The sequence below is a fragment of the Bacillus canaveralius genome, assembly GCF_002860125.1.
GTDB classification, from domain to species: domain Bacteria; phylum Bacillota; class Bacilli; order Bacillales; family Cytobacillaceae; genus Bacillus_BJ; species Bacillus_BJ canaveralius.
The window spans coordinates 1-17,027 of record NZ_PGVA01000013.1 but is presented as its reverse complement, the minus strand read 5'-3'; the positions used below and the strand labels follow the sequence as shown (position 1 = coordinate 17,027).

The following is a 17,027-nucleotide window of genomic DNA, read 5'->3' as shown; positions in this document are numbered from 1 at the left end:
GTGAAAGCACTAGTCTTTAACGAATTTGGAAATGCTGAGGTATTAACATATCAAGAAGTACCAGATCCCTCACTGGCTCGAGGGGAAATTCTTGTTCGCACCAAAGCGATTGGCGTTAACTTTGCTGATATTTACAGGCGCAGAGGCGATTACTATCTTGCTGGAAAACCACCTTACATATTGGGGTATGAAGGCTCTGGGATTGTCGAGCAAATCGGTGCTGGAGTGACAAAAGTCAAAGTTGGAGACCGCATTGGATTTGCGGATGTCCCGTTTGCCAATGCAGAACTGGTTGCCGTTCCGGTGGAAAAAGCGATTCCGCTACCCGAACAGATTTCCTTTGAAACAGCGGCTACCGTTTTACTACAAGGCTTAACGGCGCAATATTTAACGAGAGACAGTTATGAACTAAAGGCAGGTAATACGATTCTTGTCCACGCAGCAGCCGGTGGAGTTGGCCGGCTTCTCATCCAGATTGCCAAGCTGCTCGGAGCTAGAGTCATTGGCCTCACCTCCTCCGAAGACAAGGCTGACGCTGCGTATTCAGCTGGAGCAGACGCAGTATTTTTATACGATGCGTCATGGCCTGAACAAGTTTTCGATGTGACAAATGGCCGTGGTGTTGATGTTGTCTATGAGTCAGTAGGTTCCACTTTAGCAGAAAGTTTTCAAGTGACCAGAATTGGCGGGACAGTCGTATTTTATGGAATGGCGGGTGGCGACCCTCCCCCGGTCGATCCGCGCATGCTTATGGATACGTCTAAAACAATAACAGGAGGCGACCTCTGGAATGTTTTAACTTCATTTCAGGAACGAACAACACGCTCACAGCAAATGTTTGACTGGATCACCGAAGGGAAAATAAAAATAGCAGCCCCGATTACTTTTGCGCTAAAAGATGGATCGGATGCGCACAGATTGCTGGAAAGCAGGAAAAGTATCGGAAAGATTTTATTGATACCATAATCCAAATCTAAATTGATAAAAAGCATGTGCTTAGTGATGATAAGAACAGGTCATTCAGATAGTCAAACGAATGACCTGTTCCTATATGACATAGGTTGAAATAATATCTATTTGTTTTCAGTAAATTGTAAAGCAGTGCGTGCGGCAGTCAAGTCAATATTTAATTGTTCAACCACATTCGCCGGATGATAATATTGATTTGAAATCATGTAGGCGGAGATTCGTTCATGAAGTTCAAGCGCATCATCAAGCTGGCCTCTCAGGACTTGCCTAACTTCTGGATTTGCGGATTCAGTCAAGGCGATTGCATAGCTTTTCACACCCGTTTTTGCAGCGATTAATAAGTCAGTAGCAATTACCTGGTCAGTCATTCCGTCTGTTCCCGTCACATTTTGCATAAACTCATTCATGTATTACCCTCCGTTAAGATAAAATATTTTGTAGCTGCTCAATATGATGTCTGGACTTATTAACGTCCTCGTTTAAGATCCTCTTCAGCTCGTCGTCCTGAGCCAAAGTGCTCATGGTAGCCGATTTTGTTGCACAAACATTTTTAAACATCAGCAATTCATGCAGTTCAAGCGTTTCATGAACTCCAATTGGTGTAGCCATATCATGACCTCCTTTTTTATATCAAACATCAGTTATTATGATTGAAACGCCATTTTTTTATGTACGTTATTTTTTCCTTGCGAGTTGAATTCAGCTTTCCTTTTTTAATATTTGTATTGGTGAACAAGGAGATTCGAGTATGGACAGAGAAGTTGAAAGGACCAACAATATTGACAATGATTAACGAGGGGGAGATTTAAACGTGACAACTGTTCAAAAGGATATATCTTCAGAATATTTAAGGGTTATCAAGCTGCAATTTCAAGAAATGAAAAAGACCACCGAAAAGACATTTGAACAGTTGGATGATGAAGCATTTTTTTGGTATCCAAATGACGACTCCAACAGTATCGCTGTAATCGTGAAACATGTGAGCGGAAATATGGTGTCCCGCTGGACAGATTTTCTACACTCTGATGGTGAAAAACCGGATCGCGACCGGGATGGAGAATTTGAAAATACAATTTCAAACCGGGAACAATTGTACGAGGTGTGGGATAGAGGATGGAATGTATTTTTTCATGCATTAGCAACGCTTAACGAGGAACATCTTCTGAAGAACATAGTGATCAGAAACGAGCCACATTCTGTGATTGAGGCCATAGAGAGGCAGATGTATCATTATTCGTACCACATCGGTCAAATCATTTATATCGCTAAACAGCTTAAAGGGGAGAGTTGGAGAAGCTTAACGATACCGAGGAAAAAATAATTAAAAATCCTTGATTCTTTTGTATTAAAGAAGGAGGCGTATCACCGAGATTGGCCTCCACCGTACAGTTTTTTTGCAGATTGTGAATCAAGATCCTTTAGGATTAGCATAACCCATTGTTTCTAAGTAGGCTGTGAAGAACCAGACATGTTTCTCCAAAAAGCCGAGTGCTGCTGCAATCAGGTCGATTGTAAATTCATCGGTTGTCTCTCTCACGAATTGATCGACTTCACGCAAGTAGCGTGCAGTTGCAGCGAAATCATGGGCAACCGCGTAAGCGATAGTCGCCGTGTCGTACGGTGCACTTGGGACTTCCGCGAGAGTTGCGTAACATACGAATTCACGCATAGAGGCAAGCGGAAAAAACCCCAGCATTTTGATGCGTTCAGCAATTCGATCAATTTCAAGAGCAACTTCCTCGTAGAGCTCAGCCAGTTTTTCGTGGAAATCAATAAAATCAACACCCACGACATTCCAGTGAAAATTGCGTAATTTAATGTACACGACATGCAGATTGGCTAAGTATCTGTTAAGGGCATTAGCCAATTTTCTGGCGTATTCTGGATCCAGACCAGTCAAGGTGGCACGAAGTTCACGCGACACAATATCATCCTCTCTCAGTTGATTTCATAAATAATATATGTTTTGGGCTTGTATGGAGTTCTGATATCATTAGCGGTGTTGTCTTTGCTCGTTGAAGGGTCGTAAGCCCGGAAATATCTGCACCAAACCGGACCAAACGAAGGGACTATTGTTATGGATACGTTATTGCTTACACGATCTGCGGTTCAGGGGCTTCTTAATCCCGCTGAATTATTGCCGGAGTTAATAGAGAATGATGAAGCCCTCGGCAGAATAAGTAATCATCAAATAACAATTTATGGTTCAGTCGGACTAGCTTTTTCAAGACTTGGCCGCGGCATGGCAAGTATATAGAAAAGCGAAAGAGCTTAATATAGGGGAGAACATAAATTTTTTAGAGTGAACTGAAAAATGAGCGTAAAAAAACCAGCTCCCGATAGGAAACTGGTTTGGTATCGTTATTATGTAGCCGCCTTTGCCGTATTTAATATAAGAAAGTTTTAAACCACCACTCCTCAAAGTGGGTGTTCGCAAAAACCTTCCTGCACGTCCTCCTTGTCGTATAGACAGAGGCTTATCATTTCGGCTTCAATTAAAACTCCCTATTACAGCTTAAAGGTTAAAACTTTATTATCGTTACGTACAATGCAGCTTGTATTAATATATTACAATAATTTTTTAGTGTGTTCAATGGTAGATTATGACTTTTCTTTATGATAAATCGATCCTAAGGCGTATTAGTAAAACACACTTTGTTAAAATCAGTCCTAGAACAAGCTTTTTTATTAGTAATCAGAATTTTTAGCAAAATCACCAAATAATTCATTAAAAAATTCGACAAATACCTTCTTTGTTGGACAAACATAAGGGATAAACAATTCGGACCAGAAGTTTTTCCCTTATTTATGACAGAGAATGTAGAGAATAGTCGTTATTTGTGAATATCTTTCAAAGCCTATCTGCGTTAATATTATATCTGTAATTTCTGGTAGTTACCTTAAACAAGAGGCGACGTGTCAGTTTAAACATCAAACTCAGGCAGATGCAGCGGAGGGATATGAGTGAGTGTAAGCTTCGGAGTAAAGCTGATTGAAAATTATGCGAATTTAGAAGATGACGTTTTGGTAGTGTTGGTACATAATGGGGATGAAGAGGCATTGAATTTTTTAATTCAAAAATACCGTAATTTTGTGCGGGCCAAGGCAAGCAGGTACTTCCTGTGCGGCGGAGACCGGGAAGATATTATTCAAGAGGGAATGATTGGCCTTTATAAAGCGGTACGTGATTTTAAAGAAGACAAGTTGAGTTCTTTTAAGGCGTTTGCCGAACTTTGTATCACCAGGCAAATCATAACCGCGGTAAAAACAGCAACCCGGCAAAAGCATTCGCCCCTCAATTCGTATGTGTCTTTGGACAAGCCCATTTATGAGGAAGAATCAAACCATACACTGATGGACGTAATATCCGGTACAAAAGAAATGGATCCGGCAGCATTAATCATTATCCAGGAAAAGGCCGACGATATTGAACTGAAAATGGCAGAAAAGCTTAGTGATTTAGAAAGAAGAGTCTTGGCTTTATATATAAACGGGCACTCATATGTGGAAATCTCCCGGGAATTAAACAAGCACGTAAAGTCGATTGATAATGCCCTGCAGCGAATAAAAAGAAAACTGGAAAGATATCTCGAGATGAGGGAAGTCATTTTGTATTAAAAAACAATCGCTGCCACAGCCGTCGGATTTCAGAGAGTTTTCATTGTGCGAACTATCGTCACATCAACAATCTTATCCAGCGTTATCAAGCATATGCTGGATGCTGATCAAGATTTTAAAAGAGTGGGTGTTCTCGAGGTGAGTCATAAATGGCTGGAATGGGCAAAGCGGCTTCAATCAATCTCCCAAGCAGGGTTAACTTTTTCAAAAGATGTCTTTGATATCGAAAGGTATGAGGAGCTGCGAAAGATCAGTGCTGAAATCATTGCCGAACACACTGATCTGGACATGGAAAAAGTTAAAGAATTATTTACGAACGAAACAGGCTATCAAACGCCAAAAGTTGATGTGCGCGGAGTTGTTTTTAAGGATGATAAGATCCTGATGGTACATGAAAAGCTGGATAACAAATGGTCCTTGCCAGGCGGCTTTTGTGAGATAGGCTTATCACCGTCTGAAAATATCGTGAAAGAAATAAAAGAGGAGTCTGGTTATGAGGTAATTCCAAAGAAGTTACTTGCTTTATTGGATATGAATAAACATCCGCATCCTCCGCAGCCATATCATTATTATAAAATGTTTATTCAATGTGAGATAGTCGGCGGCACGGCAAGTATCGGGGTCGAAACATCCGGGATCGATTTTTTTCCAGAACATAAGCTGCCGAGTATTTCTGTTAAAAGGAATACGGAGTCCCAGCTAAAAATGCTTTTTGACTTTTTAAGAAATCCACACAGAGAGACGATGTTTGACTAGCTGCAAGCGAACAGCTGGTCTTTTTTTTATTGGCTGCCGCCAAATGTATGTGTCCTCTTTATGGTATCGGTTATAATAAAGTGTTCATACAAGAAACTATGTTATTTTTTTGGGGGGATACAAAATTATGACTTTAATTGCTAAAACTCCACAGCCACCGTATTATGCGGTCATTTTCGTTTCCCAAAGAACTGAAGTGGACAACGGATACGGGAAAATGGCAGAGGAAATGGTAGAATTGGCTTCGCAACAGTCTGGATTCTTAGGGGTAGAAAGTGCACGCGATGAGGGATTGGGCATTACGGTTTCTTACTGGGATTCGTTAGAAGCTATCAAAGGCTGGAAGGAGAATTCCGCCCATAAAGTGGCCCAGGACAAGGGAAAGGCGGAGTGGTACAAAAACTTTGCATTAAGAGTTTGCAAAGTGGAGCGAAACACATTTTTCGAAATGTAGTCGACTGCTTTTCCGACACAATGCCGACCTAACGCGGATAAAATTCGGTCCAACGGTGGATATATCCACCAACATTCCAATCGCAAAGAATGACATAAAACCGCTGGGAGCTAGAAAAATGAAAATCATTTTACGAAATTTTATTAATGGGATTTTGACAATTGTTCCGATTATTCTTGTTGTGTACGTTGTTTATAAAACGTTTATGTTTTTGGATGGCATTCTTGGGAATGTGCTGAAACCTTATTTGAAGGATGATTATATTCCCGGGATTGGGTTGCTTGCGACGATTGTCCTGATTACGGTTTTAGGCTGGTTGTCTACGAAATTTTTAACGGGAACGATTTTTCGGCTCATTGACAGGTTGCTTGAAAATATTCCGATTGTCAAAACTCTCTACTCAGTTATCAAAGATACAATCCATTCTTTTCTCGGGGACAAAAAGTCATTTTCAAAGGTAGCCTTAATCACAATCCCCGGCACAGAAATCAAAAGCATCGGATTTATTACAACAGAAGAACTGGCAAGTTTTTATGATCCTTTAAAAGATTATGTAGCAGTTTACGTTCAGCAAACGTTCCAGGTGGCTGGTTTCACGTTTTTGATTCCGAAAGACGAAGTGGAAATTATTGATGTGAAACCGGAAGATGCCATGAAGTTTATCCTGTCTGGCGGAATGACTTCACAAAGTAAAAATAAAAAAGCAGAAGCTAAATAACGTTCTAAAAACAGACCCGGAGCTCGCGATTCCGGGTCTGTTTGTATTATTCATGTCCCATACGAATTTATCCGGTTTGCGTTTTTTCCTTATCCCAGACTTTGCGCATCTTAAGAGCAATTAAACCGATAATTATAATAAAGAATATGCTGACAAAAAATCCAGGACGAATCTTTTCTTCGAAAACTGTGCCGCTGATCGCTGCCAAAATTAAAGTCAGCCCCAAAAAAGCAATCGTTTTCCCTAAAAATTTAAATTCCAGGATTCGAAGCGATGAAATAATAATAAAAAACCAGTTGTACAACAATAAAATCCCGGCTGCAGTTGTGATATACTCATAAATTTTTCCAGGCAAAAGCAAGGCTGTGATAATGGATAACAACAGGCCAACAGCTGCCAGGCCTAGTGAAGGAAGTGGGAAATTTTTTATTTTTTTTACCTTTTTGGCAAAAAAAGAAGGCGCATCGCGTCTTCAGCGAGGGTGACAAGCAGGTTTGTCAACCCGAATAATGACGCGGTCATCGTTGAGAAACCCGCTACAATAATCGCCCCATTAAAAACGTGTGGAAAAAAGGGGAGATTATAGTTGGCTAAAGCCGTTACAAAAGGGCTTTCTTTTTCATGGAATGCTCCATGTGTAACCATAATCACCGCAAGTGCAAGCGATACGACATAGATTACCGCCAGTGTGAATATCATAACTGTCCCTGCTTTTGGGGCGTCCTTCTTGTTTTTAAGACGCATCGCCATTAGTCCGAGAACTTCAATCCCCCCGTAGGCATAGAAAGCATAGATTAGGGACGACCAGAACCCTTTAAACCCTTCAGCAAACAGCTCGTTTGCTGAAGTTGGAAGGCCGGGACTGTTGGCATCCCCATCTATCCAGCCAAGCAGGGCCGCAGCAGCAAGAATAATAAACATGATAATGGCCGCAACCTTCACAACGGCCAGAAGGTCTTCAACTTTATCAAAGCTATTGGTGCCCATTAATACGACAATAATTGATAATAGTGCATATCCAGCAGCAAAAATCCATAGAGGGATCTGATGAAACCAAAAACGTGACAGGATCGAAAGCGCGGTTAATTGGCTTCCCATGATGAGAATGTTGGAACACCAATAGTTCCATCCGCAGGAAAAGCCGGCCCACTGCCCGTAGGCTTTCTTTGCGTAATAGCAAAATGATCCTTCCTGCGGATCTTTGGCTGTCATTTTTGCCAGTACATTGAATACGATATAGGTTCCGATTGCCGCCAACATGAAGGAGAAGACAATCGAAGGACCAGTTATGCTTATCCCTATGCTCGAGCCAAGGAAATATCCTGTTCCGATCGTGCAGCCAACCCCCATCAATGAAAGCTGCCACCATGTCAATCGTCCTTCATTATTCTTTTTGTTTGAATCTTTATTTGAACGATCCGGGTTGCAGCCAGCAGTACTCATACAATACCTCCAATGTTAGGTACTAGTATTATTCGATATAAATGAATTGATTATGTTGTTAGGAAAGTTTCTTTATTTAGGCAAAATAGAGTTGCAAAGGACTGCAGTCATGTTGGAGTTCTTGAAATGGATGTTACTAATAGGTAATTTTCGGAAAATTAAAAAGGGAATTGCAAGCCGTCAATTCCCTTTTTAACATAATCAAAATAAGAAAAAGGAGATGAAGTGAGGAAGAGCTTGACAGCTCGCCAATTATGTCAGGTCTTCCTCTCAACAATCATATTATTGAATTTCTCCTTATTTATATTCAATCCAAAATTTACAATGTAATAACTGAAACAAATTAGAGACAATAACCTTAAAGGAGGTGATAATATGTCACGTCGTGGTGGTAACCGTGATAAATTGGTACCAGGTGCTCAACAAGCAATCGACCAAATGAAGTATGAAATCGCAACTGAGTTTGGAATCCAGCTTGGAGCAGATCAAATTTCTCGTGCTAATGGTTCTGTTGGTGGAGAGATTACAAAGCGTCTTGTTGCTACAGCTCAATCTCAGTTAGCAGGACAATTTGGACAACCAGGTGCGCCTACTCGCTAATCTGTGTAACTTAAAACAAAATATTTAAATGGCTAGGGCTACCTACCTTGCGTGGGTAGCCCTTTTATGTACTGAAAAGGCAAGTAATTGTTTGACGAATCTAACTTTCATTGATAAATGAAAAGCTCTCCATAAATATGGAGCATAAGTAGTTCACATGGATAAGGTGACCATTCAAAGGCTTAAATATGCAGGCTATCCCAATTAAACACAAAAAAACCAGTTCCCGATAGGAAACTGGTTTGGTATGCGTTATTATGTAGCCGCCTTTGCCGTATTTAATATAAGAAAGTTTTAAACCACCACTCCTCAAAGTGGGTGTTCGCAGAAACCTTCCTGCTTGTCCTCCTTGTCATATAGACAGAGGCTCGTCATTTCAGCTTCAATTAAAACTCCCTATTACAGCTTAAAGGTTAAAACTTTATTATCCTTACGTACAATGCAGCTTGTATTTATATAGTACAATAATTACTTGTTGTTTTCAATGGCAGTTGTTTCCTTAAAAAAAAGCACCCATGATCCATGAGTGCTTAATGACTCCCAAACCAGATAAATACAAGAATTTACTCTAAAGGTGTGAGTTCAGATAGTTTCACCAATTTTATCACGTGGCCATATTTGATTTCACAATATCCACTATCGTAAATCCAATGGATAATATAGATCTCTGATTCGTATTCCACCTTGCTTCCTTTAACTAACTTCAAAACACTCCCCCTATCACTCTGGATGGGAGCCTTGTTTAAAGTAACAGTGTATGCGTTTTCTGGTCAACGTTCATTTTATGGATAGAATACGATGGCAGTTTGTTTTAATTAAAAAAAACGCCAAAAAATGGCGTTGCGAAATCAATGGTTGTTTTTGTTATTATTATGGCGTTGTTTATTGCCATTGCCTGTAATATTATTTACCACTTTGGAAATCGCGTTGGCGAATTGATCAAACATGCCGCCACCGCCATTCTGTTGTTGGTTGGTCCCCTTGTTGTTGCGCTGGTTGTTATTTTGGTTTTCCATCTTTTCACCTCCTCATTTTAGGATGTGTAAACACGAAAAAATCATCCCTCTATGAGCATTGAATTTGTTGGTGCCCATGCTAAATTGCAAAGGTTATTTGTTACAAATAATGTTATACTTACGTCCAAAAGGATTAAAGGGGATATAAATGCCGAGCAAAAAGGATAAAATATTCGAAATGGACTTGTACAAACCGGTCCAAAAATACTTTACCCAACAGGGATATGAAGTTTACGGCGAGGTGAACCACTGCGATCTGGCCGCAGTTAAGGGGGAAGATTTAATCGTTGTAGAAATGAAGTTACGATTGAACGTCGAATTGCTGATCCAGGCGACGAAAAGACAGCGGTTTGCCGACAGCGTTTATATAGCAATACCAAAGCCGAAACAAAGCTTATTTTCTAAAAAATGGCGCGACATTTGTCATCTGATCAGAAGGCTGGAATTAGGATTGATCCTGGTTTCATTTCAGCGGAACAACGTAAAACTGGACATTCCTTTTTCACCCGCGTCCTTCGATCGATTGAAGAGCATGAAGCTCAACAAGAAAAGAAGGGCTAACATCCTGACAGAAATCAAGGGAAGGAACGGTGACTATAATGTAGGCGGAAGCAACAAAACAAAAATTATGACTGCCTATAAAGAAAATTGCATCCACATCGCTACTTGCCTTGACTGCTTCGGACCGCTATCCCCAAAATCGCTGCGGGAAATGGGAACAGGTGATAAAACCTTATCAATTCTTAATAAAAACTATTATGGATGGTTTGATAAGATCAAGAGGGGAACGTACACGATTAGCAACATTGGAAAAAGCGAAATACAGGAATACCCTGAGGTTGCTGACTATTATTATAAATTAAAGCGGGATGAAGGTCAGATATAGCGTTATTCCTTCAATTTTTTAGATAATACATGTTAAGAGCAAACAAATCCGCGTCGGGAGCCATATATCTGTGCTCACTCAGGTAAGATGTATGAACGATTCTTTCCCGCAACGGGAACATAATAGAGATCATTGCTGCCGAGGGAGAAAATTTTATCGTTATTGCTTTGAAAAAGCGGAAGGACAATTTGTGACTGATTTGGAAGCTAATCCTGATGTTGTGCAAAACTGGGGTCGAACCATGGGCAAAATGCATGCCTTAGCGAAAACCTATCAACCCCTGGATCCGGCAATCAGACATCTGTAATGGAATGAAGGAAGAGTTTTTTCCGGATTTCCAGAATCCGCCGGACAACATGTTTATGATAAATGGATCAGTTTCATCAATGAATTACAACAACTCCCGAAGGACAAGGATTTATACGGATTAATTCACAATGACCTCCATCAGAAAAACTTCTATATAAATGGTGATAAGATTATCCTCTTTGATTTCGGCGATTGCGAGCATAACTGGTTTGTTTACGATATTGCAATATCAGTGTATCATGCCATTCAGCTTATTCCAGAGACTGAAAAAGAAAGAAGAGAAAAATTCGCCCTGAATTTTTTGGATGCATTTTTGACCGGTTATAATCAAGAAAACAATCTTGATAAAAGTTGGCTATCCAGGCTTCAATTCTTTTTAAATTATCGACAGGTTTATTCGTTTGTTTATCTATCAAAATTTTTGAATATTGAAGAATATAATTTGAATGTTAAAACAGTGTTGGCAAGAATGAGAGGAAGAATTGAAAACGATATTCCGTATATCGAATTGAATATTTCGTAAGATAACGGCTGATTTTCAGTATGTTTTTATATATAAAGTAGCGAGTATCAGTTCGATACTCGCATTTTTCGTCTTTTCGCTTTCAGTTTAGGTTCGATTAAAAAACGCTTGTAGCCATCTCGGTATTTCCATTTTTACTTCAAAAATTAAATCTAAATTGAAAATCAAACATGTGAAAGCCAAAGTAATTGCAAAGACTTAGCCAACTCACTTTGTAGTTTGTTCGCCCCCCTTCTGAAAATTAAACGGGGCGAAAGTCTTGAACTTTCTAAATAATTCAATAAAATCGTTAAGCGTATATAAAGAATCAGTTAACATTGGTTAAGAGTGCTGAAAACATATTTTCATTTTGCTGAAATCCTTCTATGATATATCTTGTAACTCAAATTGCAACATTCAAGGAGGCAAAAAAACTATGAAAAATCTTAAACAATGGTTATTAGTGTTAATGGCATCGTTCATGTTAGTAGGTATTGCCACAGGTTGCAGCAACGAAGAATCTGACACAGAAGGAACAGAAACTGAAGAAAACACAAATACTGAAGAAGGCACTGAAGAAGGTGCTGAAGAAGGTACAGAAGAAGAAGCTGAAACAGGTACCGAAGAAGAAACTACTGAAGAAGAAAAATAAACACACAAGGGGGCTGAACCGGACAAGGTTCAGCCCTCTATTATATGAACGACATAAACGATTAGGGGAGACATCTTCCGGTCGAATGCACATATTTATCTATATAAATTGAACTAAACAATTTCTGTTTGAATGGAGCGGAAGGCGCGAAGACTCCTGCGGGATGACGGGGCAGGGGAGACCCCACAGGCGCTTCTAGCGCCGAGGAGGCTCCCCGGCACGCCCGCGGAAAGCGAAGAGCCTGGAGCGGAAATTAAAGAAAAACTTATGTTCAATTTATATAGTTCGGAACAATGTTTGTTATGTTAAAGTATCGCTGATCATAACAGATACCATCAAGCCCATATAAATCAGCTTCGTAAGTAGTATAAAACCAGTTTCAAAAGTGAACTTAAATAGGTTCTTAGCCTTACATATAATGGTATCGCTTAAATAAAGCTGAGTTTCGCTTGATTCTTGATTTTTTCGCTTAAATCACCGGGCTTTTCGCTTAATTCCTCTCATTTTTCGCTTAATTCCTCTGCCTAAATACTCTAAAAAGTAATTTTATGTAAATTTATGGTTTTAATTGTAAGTTATTTTATTAAAACCTAAATTATTCGACCAAATTTGTTAGTCTTCTCCTGAAAAATACGCAAAAAGAGTTTTTTTAACAAGTTTTAAGCAAAAAAACATAAAATTTCTGAGAGTTGTAGTGTTTCGAGGTCCAGGTGCATAGCTTAGTCCTTGAATCACAGAAACTTTTAATGCCGGAATCCTATTATTTGTTAAATTGGTGTCTTTATAGTGAACCTTTATGTCACAAGAAAGGATTGCAGTAAACATTCCCCGAAGTCTTTCCATGCAATGATCGTAAAAAAATGTGGAAAGGTGGCATAACATGGGTGAATTTTTTAGAAGCAGTCCTATTGCAAGCAAACTTCTTGTTATTGTTCATATGCTTTTGGGCGTTGGTGCTGTATTTGGAGGTTTTTCTCTCATCATTGATACGAGCGGCAATTTGTTAAAGATGCCGATCTCATTGCTTAAACAATCTCCGTTTAATGATTATCTCATTCCCGGCATCATTCTACTTTCTTTGTTTGGGGTTGTTCCATTAATCCTGGCTGTTGCACTGATGAAAAAGTGGCAATGGAAGGCAGCCAACAAGCTTAATGTGTTTGCTGAAAAACATTGGTCCTGGACATATTCGTTATATATCGGGTTCGCATTGATAATTTGGATTACGCTGCAGGTTTACTTTATAAATGATGTTCATACCGTTCATTTAGTCTATATGGCTGTTGGGCTGGCTATTCAAATCCTTACCTTGTTGCCGGGCGTACAAAACTATTATGTAAATGAACAAACACCAGCTTTCTGATATAAGAGTCCCTCGATATAGCACATCTGCTTGACCTGGATAAGAAATTGATTTTCACAAATCAAAAGCACCCTCTTTAAAAATCAAGGAGGGCGCTTTTTAACTGCTTAATTGGTAATTTCCCGCCCGTTATGATCAATTGTTTTGATAAGATTTTTGTTATCGTCATAAATATAGCGGGTCTTCCTATCTTGGGCATCATACTGGACAACTTCATTTTCTAAATACTTATAACTGAACAAATGGTGGCCATTTCTCTTGATCCCGGCAACACGGTTGCGGGTCTTTTCGTAAGAGTATTCGTAAGTTGTCCCATCAACCGCGTGCACGACCTTCAGCCGATGAAAAGCATCATATTCATAGGTCTCGCTGGCACCGTCAGGAAAACGCACGGTTCGCAGCTCATTATTCAAATATTCGTAGCGAATTTCATTTCCCGTTTCATCGACAACCGAAGTGATCAATTCCCCGGTATAATGAAATTCGGCAAAGGTTCCATCCTGTTTCGCCGCACGTGTCAGCCTGCCTTTGTCGTCATACTCCAAGGATACTGCGCTTCCCTGCTGATGATGAATAGACATCAGCCGGCCGCCGTCAGGATCCGTTTCTGATTTGACGCCGTTAAAAGTATACTGGAATCCGGATGGAAGGTCGATCCTGTACGCATTTTCGGCCAGCTTGGTTAGCTTGTAATCAGGAGAAGCTGGCAGTATATATTCTTCTTTGCTTGCCAGGGATTGGTTTTGAAGCTCATAAACATATAAATAATAATCACCCCGGATTTCCCCAATACTTTGTTCATCCTGTTGCTCCAGGTAATGATAGTAACTAAAATACCATCCATACCCAAAAGGTGAGATCCAATTATGGGCATCACTGATATAAGTTCTTGCCAAATCGACTGATAATAAGTCCGAACTACCCAAATAGTCAATTTTATTATAAGCAAGATAACCGTAAGGAAGACGGACCAGATCTTCTTCTTCATACAAACCAATGCCTTCGCTGTTGAGTCCAGCTTCTTCCTCTTCAAAATAAATATCTTCCCCGTTAGAACCAACATCTTCGCCGACACTTGATACAGCAGTTATAATCCCAATCAAAATGAACGGAATAGCAGCGATCAAGATATTCAAAATTGCCTTCCAGATCGAAAAGCGCTGCACTTCGCTCAAGCCAATCATTAACAGCACAATCGACCAGCATAGTCCAACAGAATAAAAAAGACTTGCACACAACAAAATGAGCGTAAGGAAGATATTGCTTTCCTGTGTAAGCAATTGGCCAGTGAACAGTTGCTCAGGGAAAAAAGCGATAGCTGGCAGCCATGCAAAAAACGCCCAAAAACTTGGAATGTTCATCCAGGCGTAAGCCGTGCGAATTTCTTTTTGTGAAGCTTTTCCTTTAATCGGTTTTCCGGCAATAAAAAATAAAAATCCATAAATATAGAGCAAAGCTATACCCGCCAAAGCACCCAGCAGCACGATCATCATCAATGTAGGGAACCAAGACCATGGACTAGGGTATTCGGAAGAGATAAGCGAAGTGAAAAGTGTAATAATTCCATTCAACATCGCGATCGGTAACACACGTGATTTTTGTTCGCCAGAAGTAAGCTGCCGAATGGTGAGCCTTGCCTTTACCAATATACTTAAGAACGGATATTTTACAACCTGAATGGATTGCTCCTCCACGGGCCCTTCTTTGACATCCAATTCTTCACCAGTATCAACTCGCGCTGTTGACTGCTCAGCTGCAGACTCCAAAGCAGCGGCCGCTTCTGCTTCTAATCTCTTTATCCGCGCCAGTTCCTCCTCATTGCTGGCAAGCACGATAATTCCTTTTTGCACGACCCTCGTTACAATTAAATAAACCGAGCATGACAAAATCATTAACAGGCCGCTAATCGCAAAAGAAATATTATCCTCATAAAATCTGATTATCGAATTTGCCGCAATTAAACCGTAAATAGAACCAGTAAGCCAAAGTAATTTGCGGCCCGCTTTTCCGGTGAGGATCTCATACTTTTTAAAAAATCTTGCCACCTTTATATAAGTGTAGGCTAGCCCTGCAATGGAAAGCGGCGGGATCATAATCATAGCAGCGTCCTTTGGGGCCAGTGGATAGGCGGAATCAAGCTGTCTCAAATCCTGATGGACCCGATAAATCCATATAAAAAATAGAACCGCTATGACAAAAAAAAGCATCAAATAGAAAGCATATGTAAATGAACCAATCGAGTATGCATAGTCCATATAAAAATGTTCATTAATTAGAAAGATAATCTGGCTAACGGTATAAATTCCCGCCATGATTGCATTTGCCCGCAGCAAAAAAACCAATAAATTACTCAGGCGGTTCGAACGTAATTCAAGCAACCTTTTTCCCCCTTACTGCAGCGTCTCTAAAAACTTCAAGGCATCATCCAATGTATCGACATACACGATTTCAAACAGGAAGTTTTCTTCCGCGTCCAGTTTTTTCGCTTCTTCTTCATTGCTGAGCCCTTCATACTCAAAGCGGTCCTTATCCTTCGGAACAAAGAAATAATCGACGTTATTCAGCTCGGCTGTGAACAGCTTGGCTTTGACGTACCCGATCGACCCAACCGTGTTGTCAGCTTCGAGCGTGCCAGTCCCGGCTATCTTATATTTGCCCCCCTTTGAAAAATCCAGACCGTGCCATTGCTCTGTCAAGCCTAATGCCAGCATGAGCCCGAACGACTCTCCGTAATATTCCTCCGTTTTGGTGACGATCTCGTTCAGCTCCGCTTCTAAATCATCCGCTGCTTCCCCGGCACCGTCGCTGGCACTGTCAACTGCATTTTGAATCGTTTCTTCTTTATAAACTTGATCCATCTCCATGTAGAAATTGTTCATCTCGATAACGTTCCGATCAACCGGAATAAATTCGGCATGGACAGCAGTTTTGGCAACAAGCAGCTTATCTGCCAGGTTTTCTGTGTAGCCGCCTTCCACATATGTAAAATAAACACTGCCATCGACCCCAATGTCCTCAACAGGGACAATATCGCCAATCGCGCTATATTCATAGTAGACGGGTAAAGAAAGCAAACCTGAACAAAAGAAAGTGGCTGCAAGAATCCCCCAGCCTGCTATTCTTTCTTTCCGTGACATTTTAGTAAGGCTCACCCTGTATTCCTCCATTCCCTTAAACACAAAACAAGCACTCCATTAGGATTAAATGGAATACCAGACTGTTCTTATATAAAACCGTGAATTTAAAATTTGGTTTTCTATTCCGCCTTTTCAAGCGGTCAACCTTTATTTCTATTTTCTTCCTAGCATTATAGACTAATAGTCTATTATTTCAAGTCCGAAATTGAAATAATTAGATGAATGGCTTAGAAAAACTTAAATATTTACCTTTTCTCTGATAACAGTCCTTGATGTTTTTGCCGAAAATTTTAAGAGTTTATTTTCTCTTTTCTTTCAGGTAAAGATCAATACTGTGAAGCCTGATAGGGAAATGTTTATCTTTTTCAAGGTCTAATTAAAATGGATTGCAGGCTCTACAGAAACTTGTTCTACAAGGGAATATTTAATTTTAATAGAAAAATATTGAAATGTTTTACTTAAAATAGTAATATATGATCAGGAAAAAAGTTACATAATTCAACAATATTAACCAATGATAAAGGCAAATCCGACGAAAGTTGGAGACGCAAAGCCACGGGTCTAAAGCAGATGCCATGACAGCCGGGTTACCGAATGGATTAAA

The 17,027-nt window shown here is 40.0% G+C and carries 18 protein-coding genes, 2 other RNA genes, 1 pseudogene and 1 riboswitch; of the genes and pseudogenes, 12 read left to right on the top strand and 9 right to left on the bottom strand.

The window, feature by feature from the left end:
- Positions 1 to 966 (top strand): quinone oxidoreductase family protein, encoded by a 966-nt coding sequence (locus tag CU635_RS06420; protein WP_101576353.1) that lies wholly within the window; start codon positions 1 to 3, stop codon positions 964 to 966.
- A gap of 107 nt (positions 967 to 1,073) precedes the next feature.
- Here CU635_RS06420 and CU635_RS06415 read toward each other — a convergent pair whose 3' ends face one another.
- Both CU635_RS06415 and CU635_RS06410 read right to left on the bottom strand, forming a co-directional pair.
- The gene (locus tag CU635_RS06415) at positions 1,074 to 1,376 is read right to left on the bottom strand and encodes a spore coat protein (protein ID WP_101576352.1); all 303 of its coding nucleotides are present in this window, start codon (positions 1,374 to 1,376) and stop codon (positions 1,074 to 1,076) included.
- Between the two features lie 13 nt (positions 1,377 to 1,389).
- Positions 1,390 to 1,578: a spore coat protein gene (locus tag CU635_RS06410; protein WP_101576351.1), complete on the bottom strand. Its 189-nt coding sequence runs from the start codon at positions 1,576 to 1,578 to the stop codon at positions 1,390 to 1,392.
- Between the two features lie 202 nt (positions 1,579 to 1,780).
- Here CU635_RS06410 and CU635_RS06405 point away from each other — a divergent pair, with 202 nt between their 5' ends.
- Positions 1,781 to 2,290: a DUF1572 family protein gene (locus CU635_RS06405; RefSeq protein WP_219620128.1), complete on the top strand. Its 510-nt coding sequence runs from the start codon at positions 1,781 to 1,783 to the stop codon at positions 2,288 to 2,290.
- 87 nt (positions 2,291 to 2,377) lie between these two features.
- Here the strand turns inward: CU635_RS06405 and CU635_RS06400 are convergent, their stop codons facing one another.
- Positions 2,378 to 2,893, bottom strand: a complete 516-nt coding sequence (locus CU635_RS06400) for a Dps family protein (RefSeq protein WP_180955545.1) — start codon at positions 2,891 to 2,893, stop codon at positions 2,378 to 2,380.
- A gap of 153 nt (positions 2,894 to 3,046) precedes the next feature.
- Between CU635_RS06400 and CU635_RS06395 the strand changes: the two genes are divergently transcribed.
- A complete protein-coding gene (locus CU635_RS06395) occupies positions 3,047 to 3,226 on the top strand; it encodes a hypothetical protein (RefSeq protein WP_101576349.1) in 180 nt (59 codons plus the stop codon).
- A gap of 108 nt (positions 3,227 to 3,334) precedes the next feature.
- Here CU635_RS06395 and ssrS (CU635_RS06390) read toward each other — a convergent pair.
- A non-coding RNA gene (gene ssrS / locus CU635_RS06390) (6S RNA) lies at positions 3,335 to 3,529 on the bottom strand.
- Positions 3,530 to 3,933: 404 nt separating this feature from the next.
- Between ssrS (CU635_RS06390) and sigH the strand changes: the two genes are divergently transcribed.
- The 4 genes from sigH (at position 3,934) to CU635_RS06370 (ending at position 6,515) form a co-directional block, all read left to right on the top strand.
- The gene (gene sigH, locus CU635_RS06385) at positions 3,934 to 4,587 is read left to right on the top strand and encodes an RNA polymerase sporulation sigma factor SigH (protein WP_101576348.1); all 654 of its coding nucleotides are present in this window, start codon (positions 3,934 to 3,936) and stop codon (positions 4,585 to 4,587) included.
- A gap of 138 nt (positions 4,588 to 4,725) precedes the next feature.
- Positions 4,726 to 5,343, top strand: a complete 618-nt coding sequence (locus CU635_RS06380; RefSeq protein WP_101576426.1) for an NUDIX hydrolase — start codon at positions 4,726 to 4,728, stop codon at positions 5,341 to 5,343.
- A gap of 127 nt (positions 5,344 to 5,470) precedes the next feature.
- Positions 5,471 to 5,797 (top strand): antibiotic biosynthesis monooxygenase family protein, encoded by a 327-nt coding sequence (locus CU635_RS06375; protein ID WP_101576347.1) that lies wholly within the window; start codon positions 5,471 to 5,473, stop codon positions 5,795 to 5,797.
- Positions 5,798 to 5,915: 118 nt separating this feature from the next.
- A complete protein-coding gene (locus tag CU635_RS06370; RefSeq protein ID WP_101576346.1) occupies positions 5,916 to 6,515 on the top strand; it encodes a DUF502 domain-containing protein in 600 nt (199 codons plus the stop codon).
- 67 nt (positions 6,516 to 6,582) lie between these two features.
- On the opposite strand, the pseudogene CU635_RS06365 reads toward CU635_RS06370, so the two are convergent.
- Positions 6,583 to 7,958: pseudogene (locus CU635_RS06365) on the bottom strand (amino acid permease).
- 375 nt (positions 7,959 to 8,333) lie between these two features.
- Here CU635_RS06365 and CU635_RS06360 point away from each other — a divergent pair.
- Positions 8,334 to 8,558: an alpha/beta-type small acid-soluble spore protein gene (locus tag CU635_RS06360; protein ID WP_101576345.1), complete on the top strand. Its 225-nt coding sequence runs from the start codon at positions 8,334 to 8,336 to the stop codon at positions 8,556 to 8,558.
- A gap of 256 nt (positions 8,559 to 8,814) precedes the next feature.
- Here the strand turns inward: CU635_RS06360 and ssrS (CU635_RS06355) are convergent.
- A non-coding RNA gene (gene ssrS, locus CU635_RS06355) (6S RNA) lies at positions 8,815 to 9,009 on the bottom strand.
- A 397-nt stretch (positions 9,010 to 9,406) separates the two neighbouring features.
- On the bottom strand, positions 9,407 to 9,574 hold the full coding sequence (locus CU635_RS23245; protein ID WP_180955546.1) for a hypothetical protein: 168 nt from the start codon (positions 9,572 to 9,574) through the stop codon (positions 9,407 to 9,409).
- Positions 9,575 to 9,722: 148 nt separating this feature from the next.
- On the opposite strand from CU635_RS23245, the gene CU635_RS06350 reads away from it, so the two are divergent.
- From CU635_RS06350 to CU635_RS06325, 4 genes are all read left to right on the top strand, one after another.
- Positions 9,723 to 10,460 carry a DUF2161 domain-containing phosphodiesterase gene (locus tag CU635_RS06350; protein ID WP_101576344.1) on the top strand — a complete coding sequence of 246 codons (738 nt, stop codon included), beginning with the start codon at positions 9,723 to 9,725 and terminating at the stop codon, positions 10,458 to 10,460.
- Positions 10,461 to 10,833: 373 nt separating this feature from the next.
- Complete coding sequence (locus CU635_RS24320) at positions 10,834 to 11,292, top strand: phosphotransferase enzyme family protein (RefSeq protein ID WP_101576342.1); 459 nt, start codon at positions 10,834 to 10,836, stop codon at positions 11,290 to 11,292.
- Positions 11,293 to 11,707: 415 nt separating this feature from the next.
- On the top strand, positions 11,708 to 11,923 hold the full coding sequence (locus tag CU635_RS06335; RefSeq protein ID WP_101576341.1) for a hypothetical protein: 216 nt from the start codon (positions 11,708 to 11,710) through the stop codon (positions 11,921 to 11,923).
- Between the two features lie 880 nt (positions 11,924 to 12,803).
- On the top strand, positions 12,804 to 13,286 hold the full coding sequence (locus CU635_RS06325; RefSeq protein WP_101576340.1) for a hypothetical protein: 483 nt from the start codon (positions 12,804 to 12,806) through the stop codon (positions 13,284 to 13,286).
- A 107-nt stretch (positions 13,287 to 13,393) separates the two neighbouring features.
- On the opposite strand, the gene CU635_RS06320 is transcribed toward CU635_RS06325, so the two are convergent.
- Complete coding sequence (locus CU635_RS06320; protein WP_101576339.1) at positions 13,394 to 15,664, bottom strand: YIP1 family protein; 2,271 nt, start codon at positions 15,662 to 15,664, stop codon at positions 13,394 to 13,396.
- A 12-nt stretch (positions 15,665 to 15,676) separates the two neighbouring features.
- Positions 15,677 to 16,438 carry a hypothetical protein gene (locus tag CU635_RS06315; protein ID WP_101576338.1) on the bottom strand — a complete coding sequence of 254 codons (762 nt, stop codon included), beginning with the start codon at positions 16,436 to 16,438 and terminating at the stop codon, positions 15,677 to 15,679.
- Positions 16,439 to 16,935: 497 nt separating this feature from the next.
- Positions 16,936 to 17,018, top strand: a riboswitch (cyclic di-GMP riboswitch).
- The last annotated feature ends 9 nt before the right edge of the window (positions 17,019 to 17,027 follow it).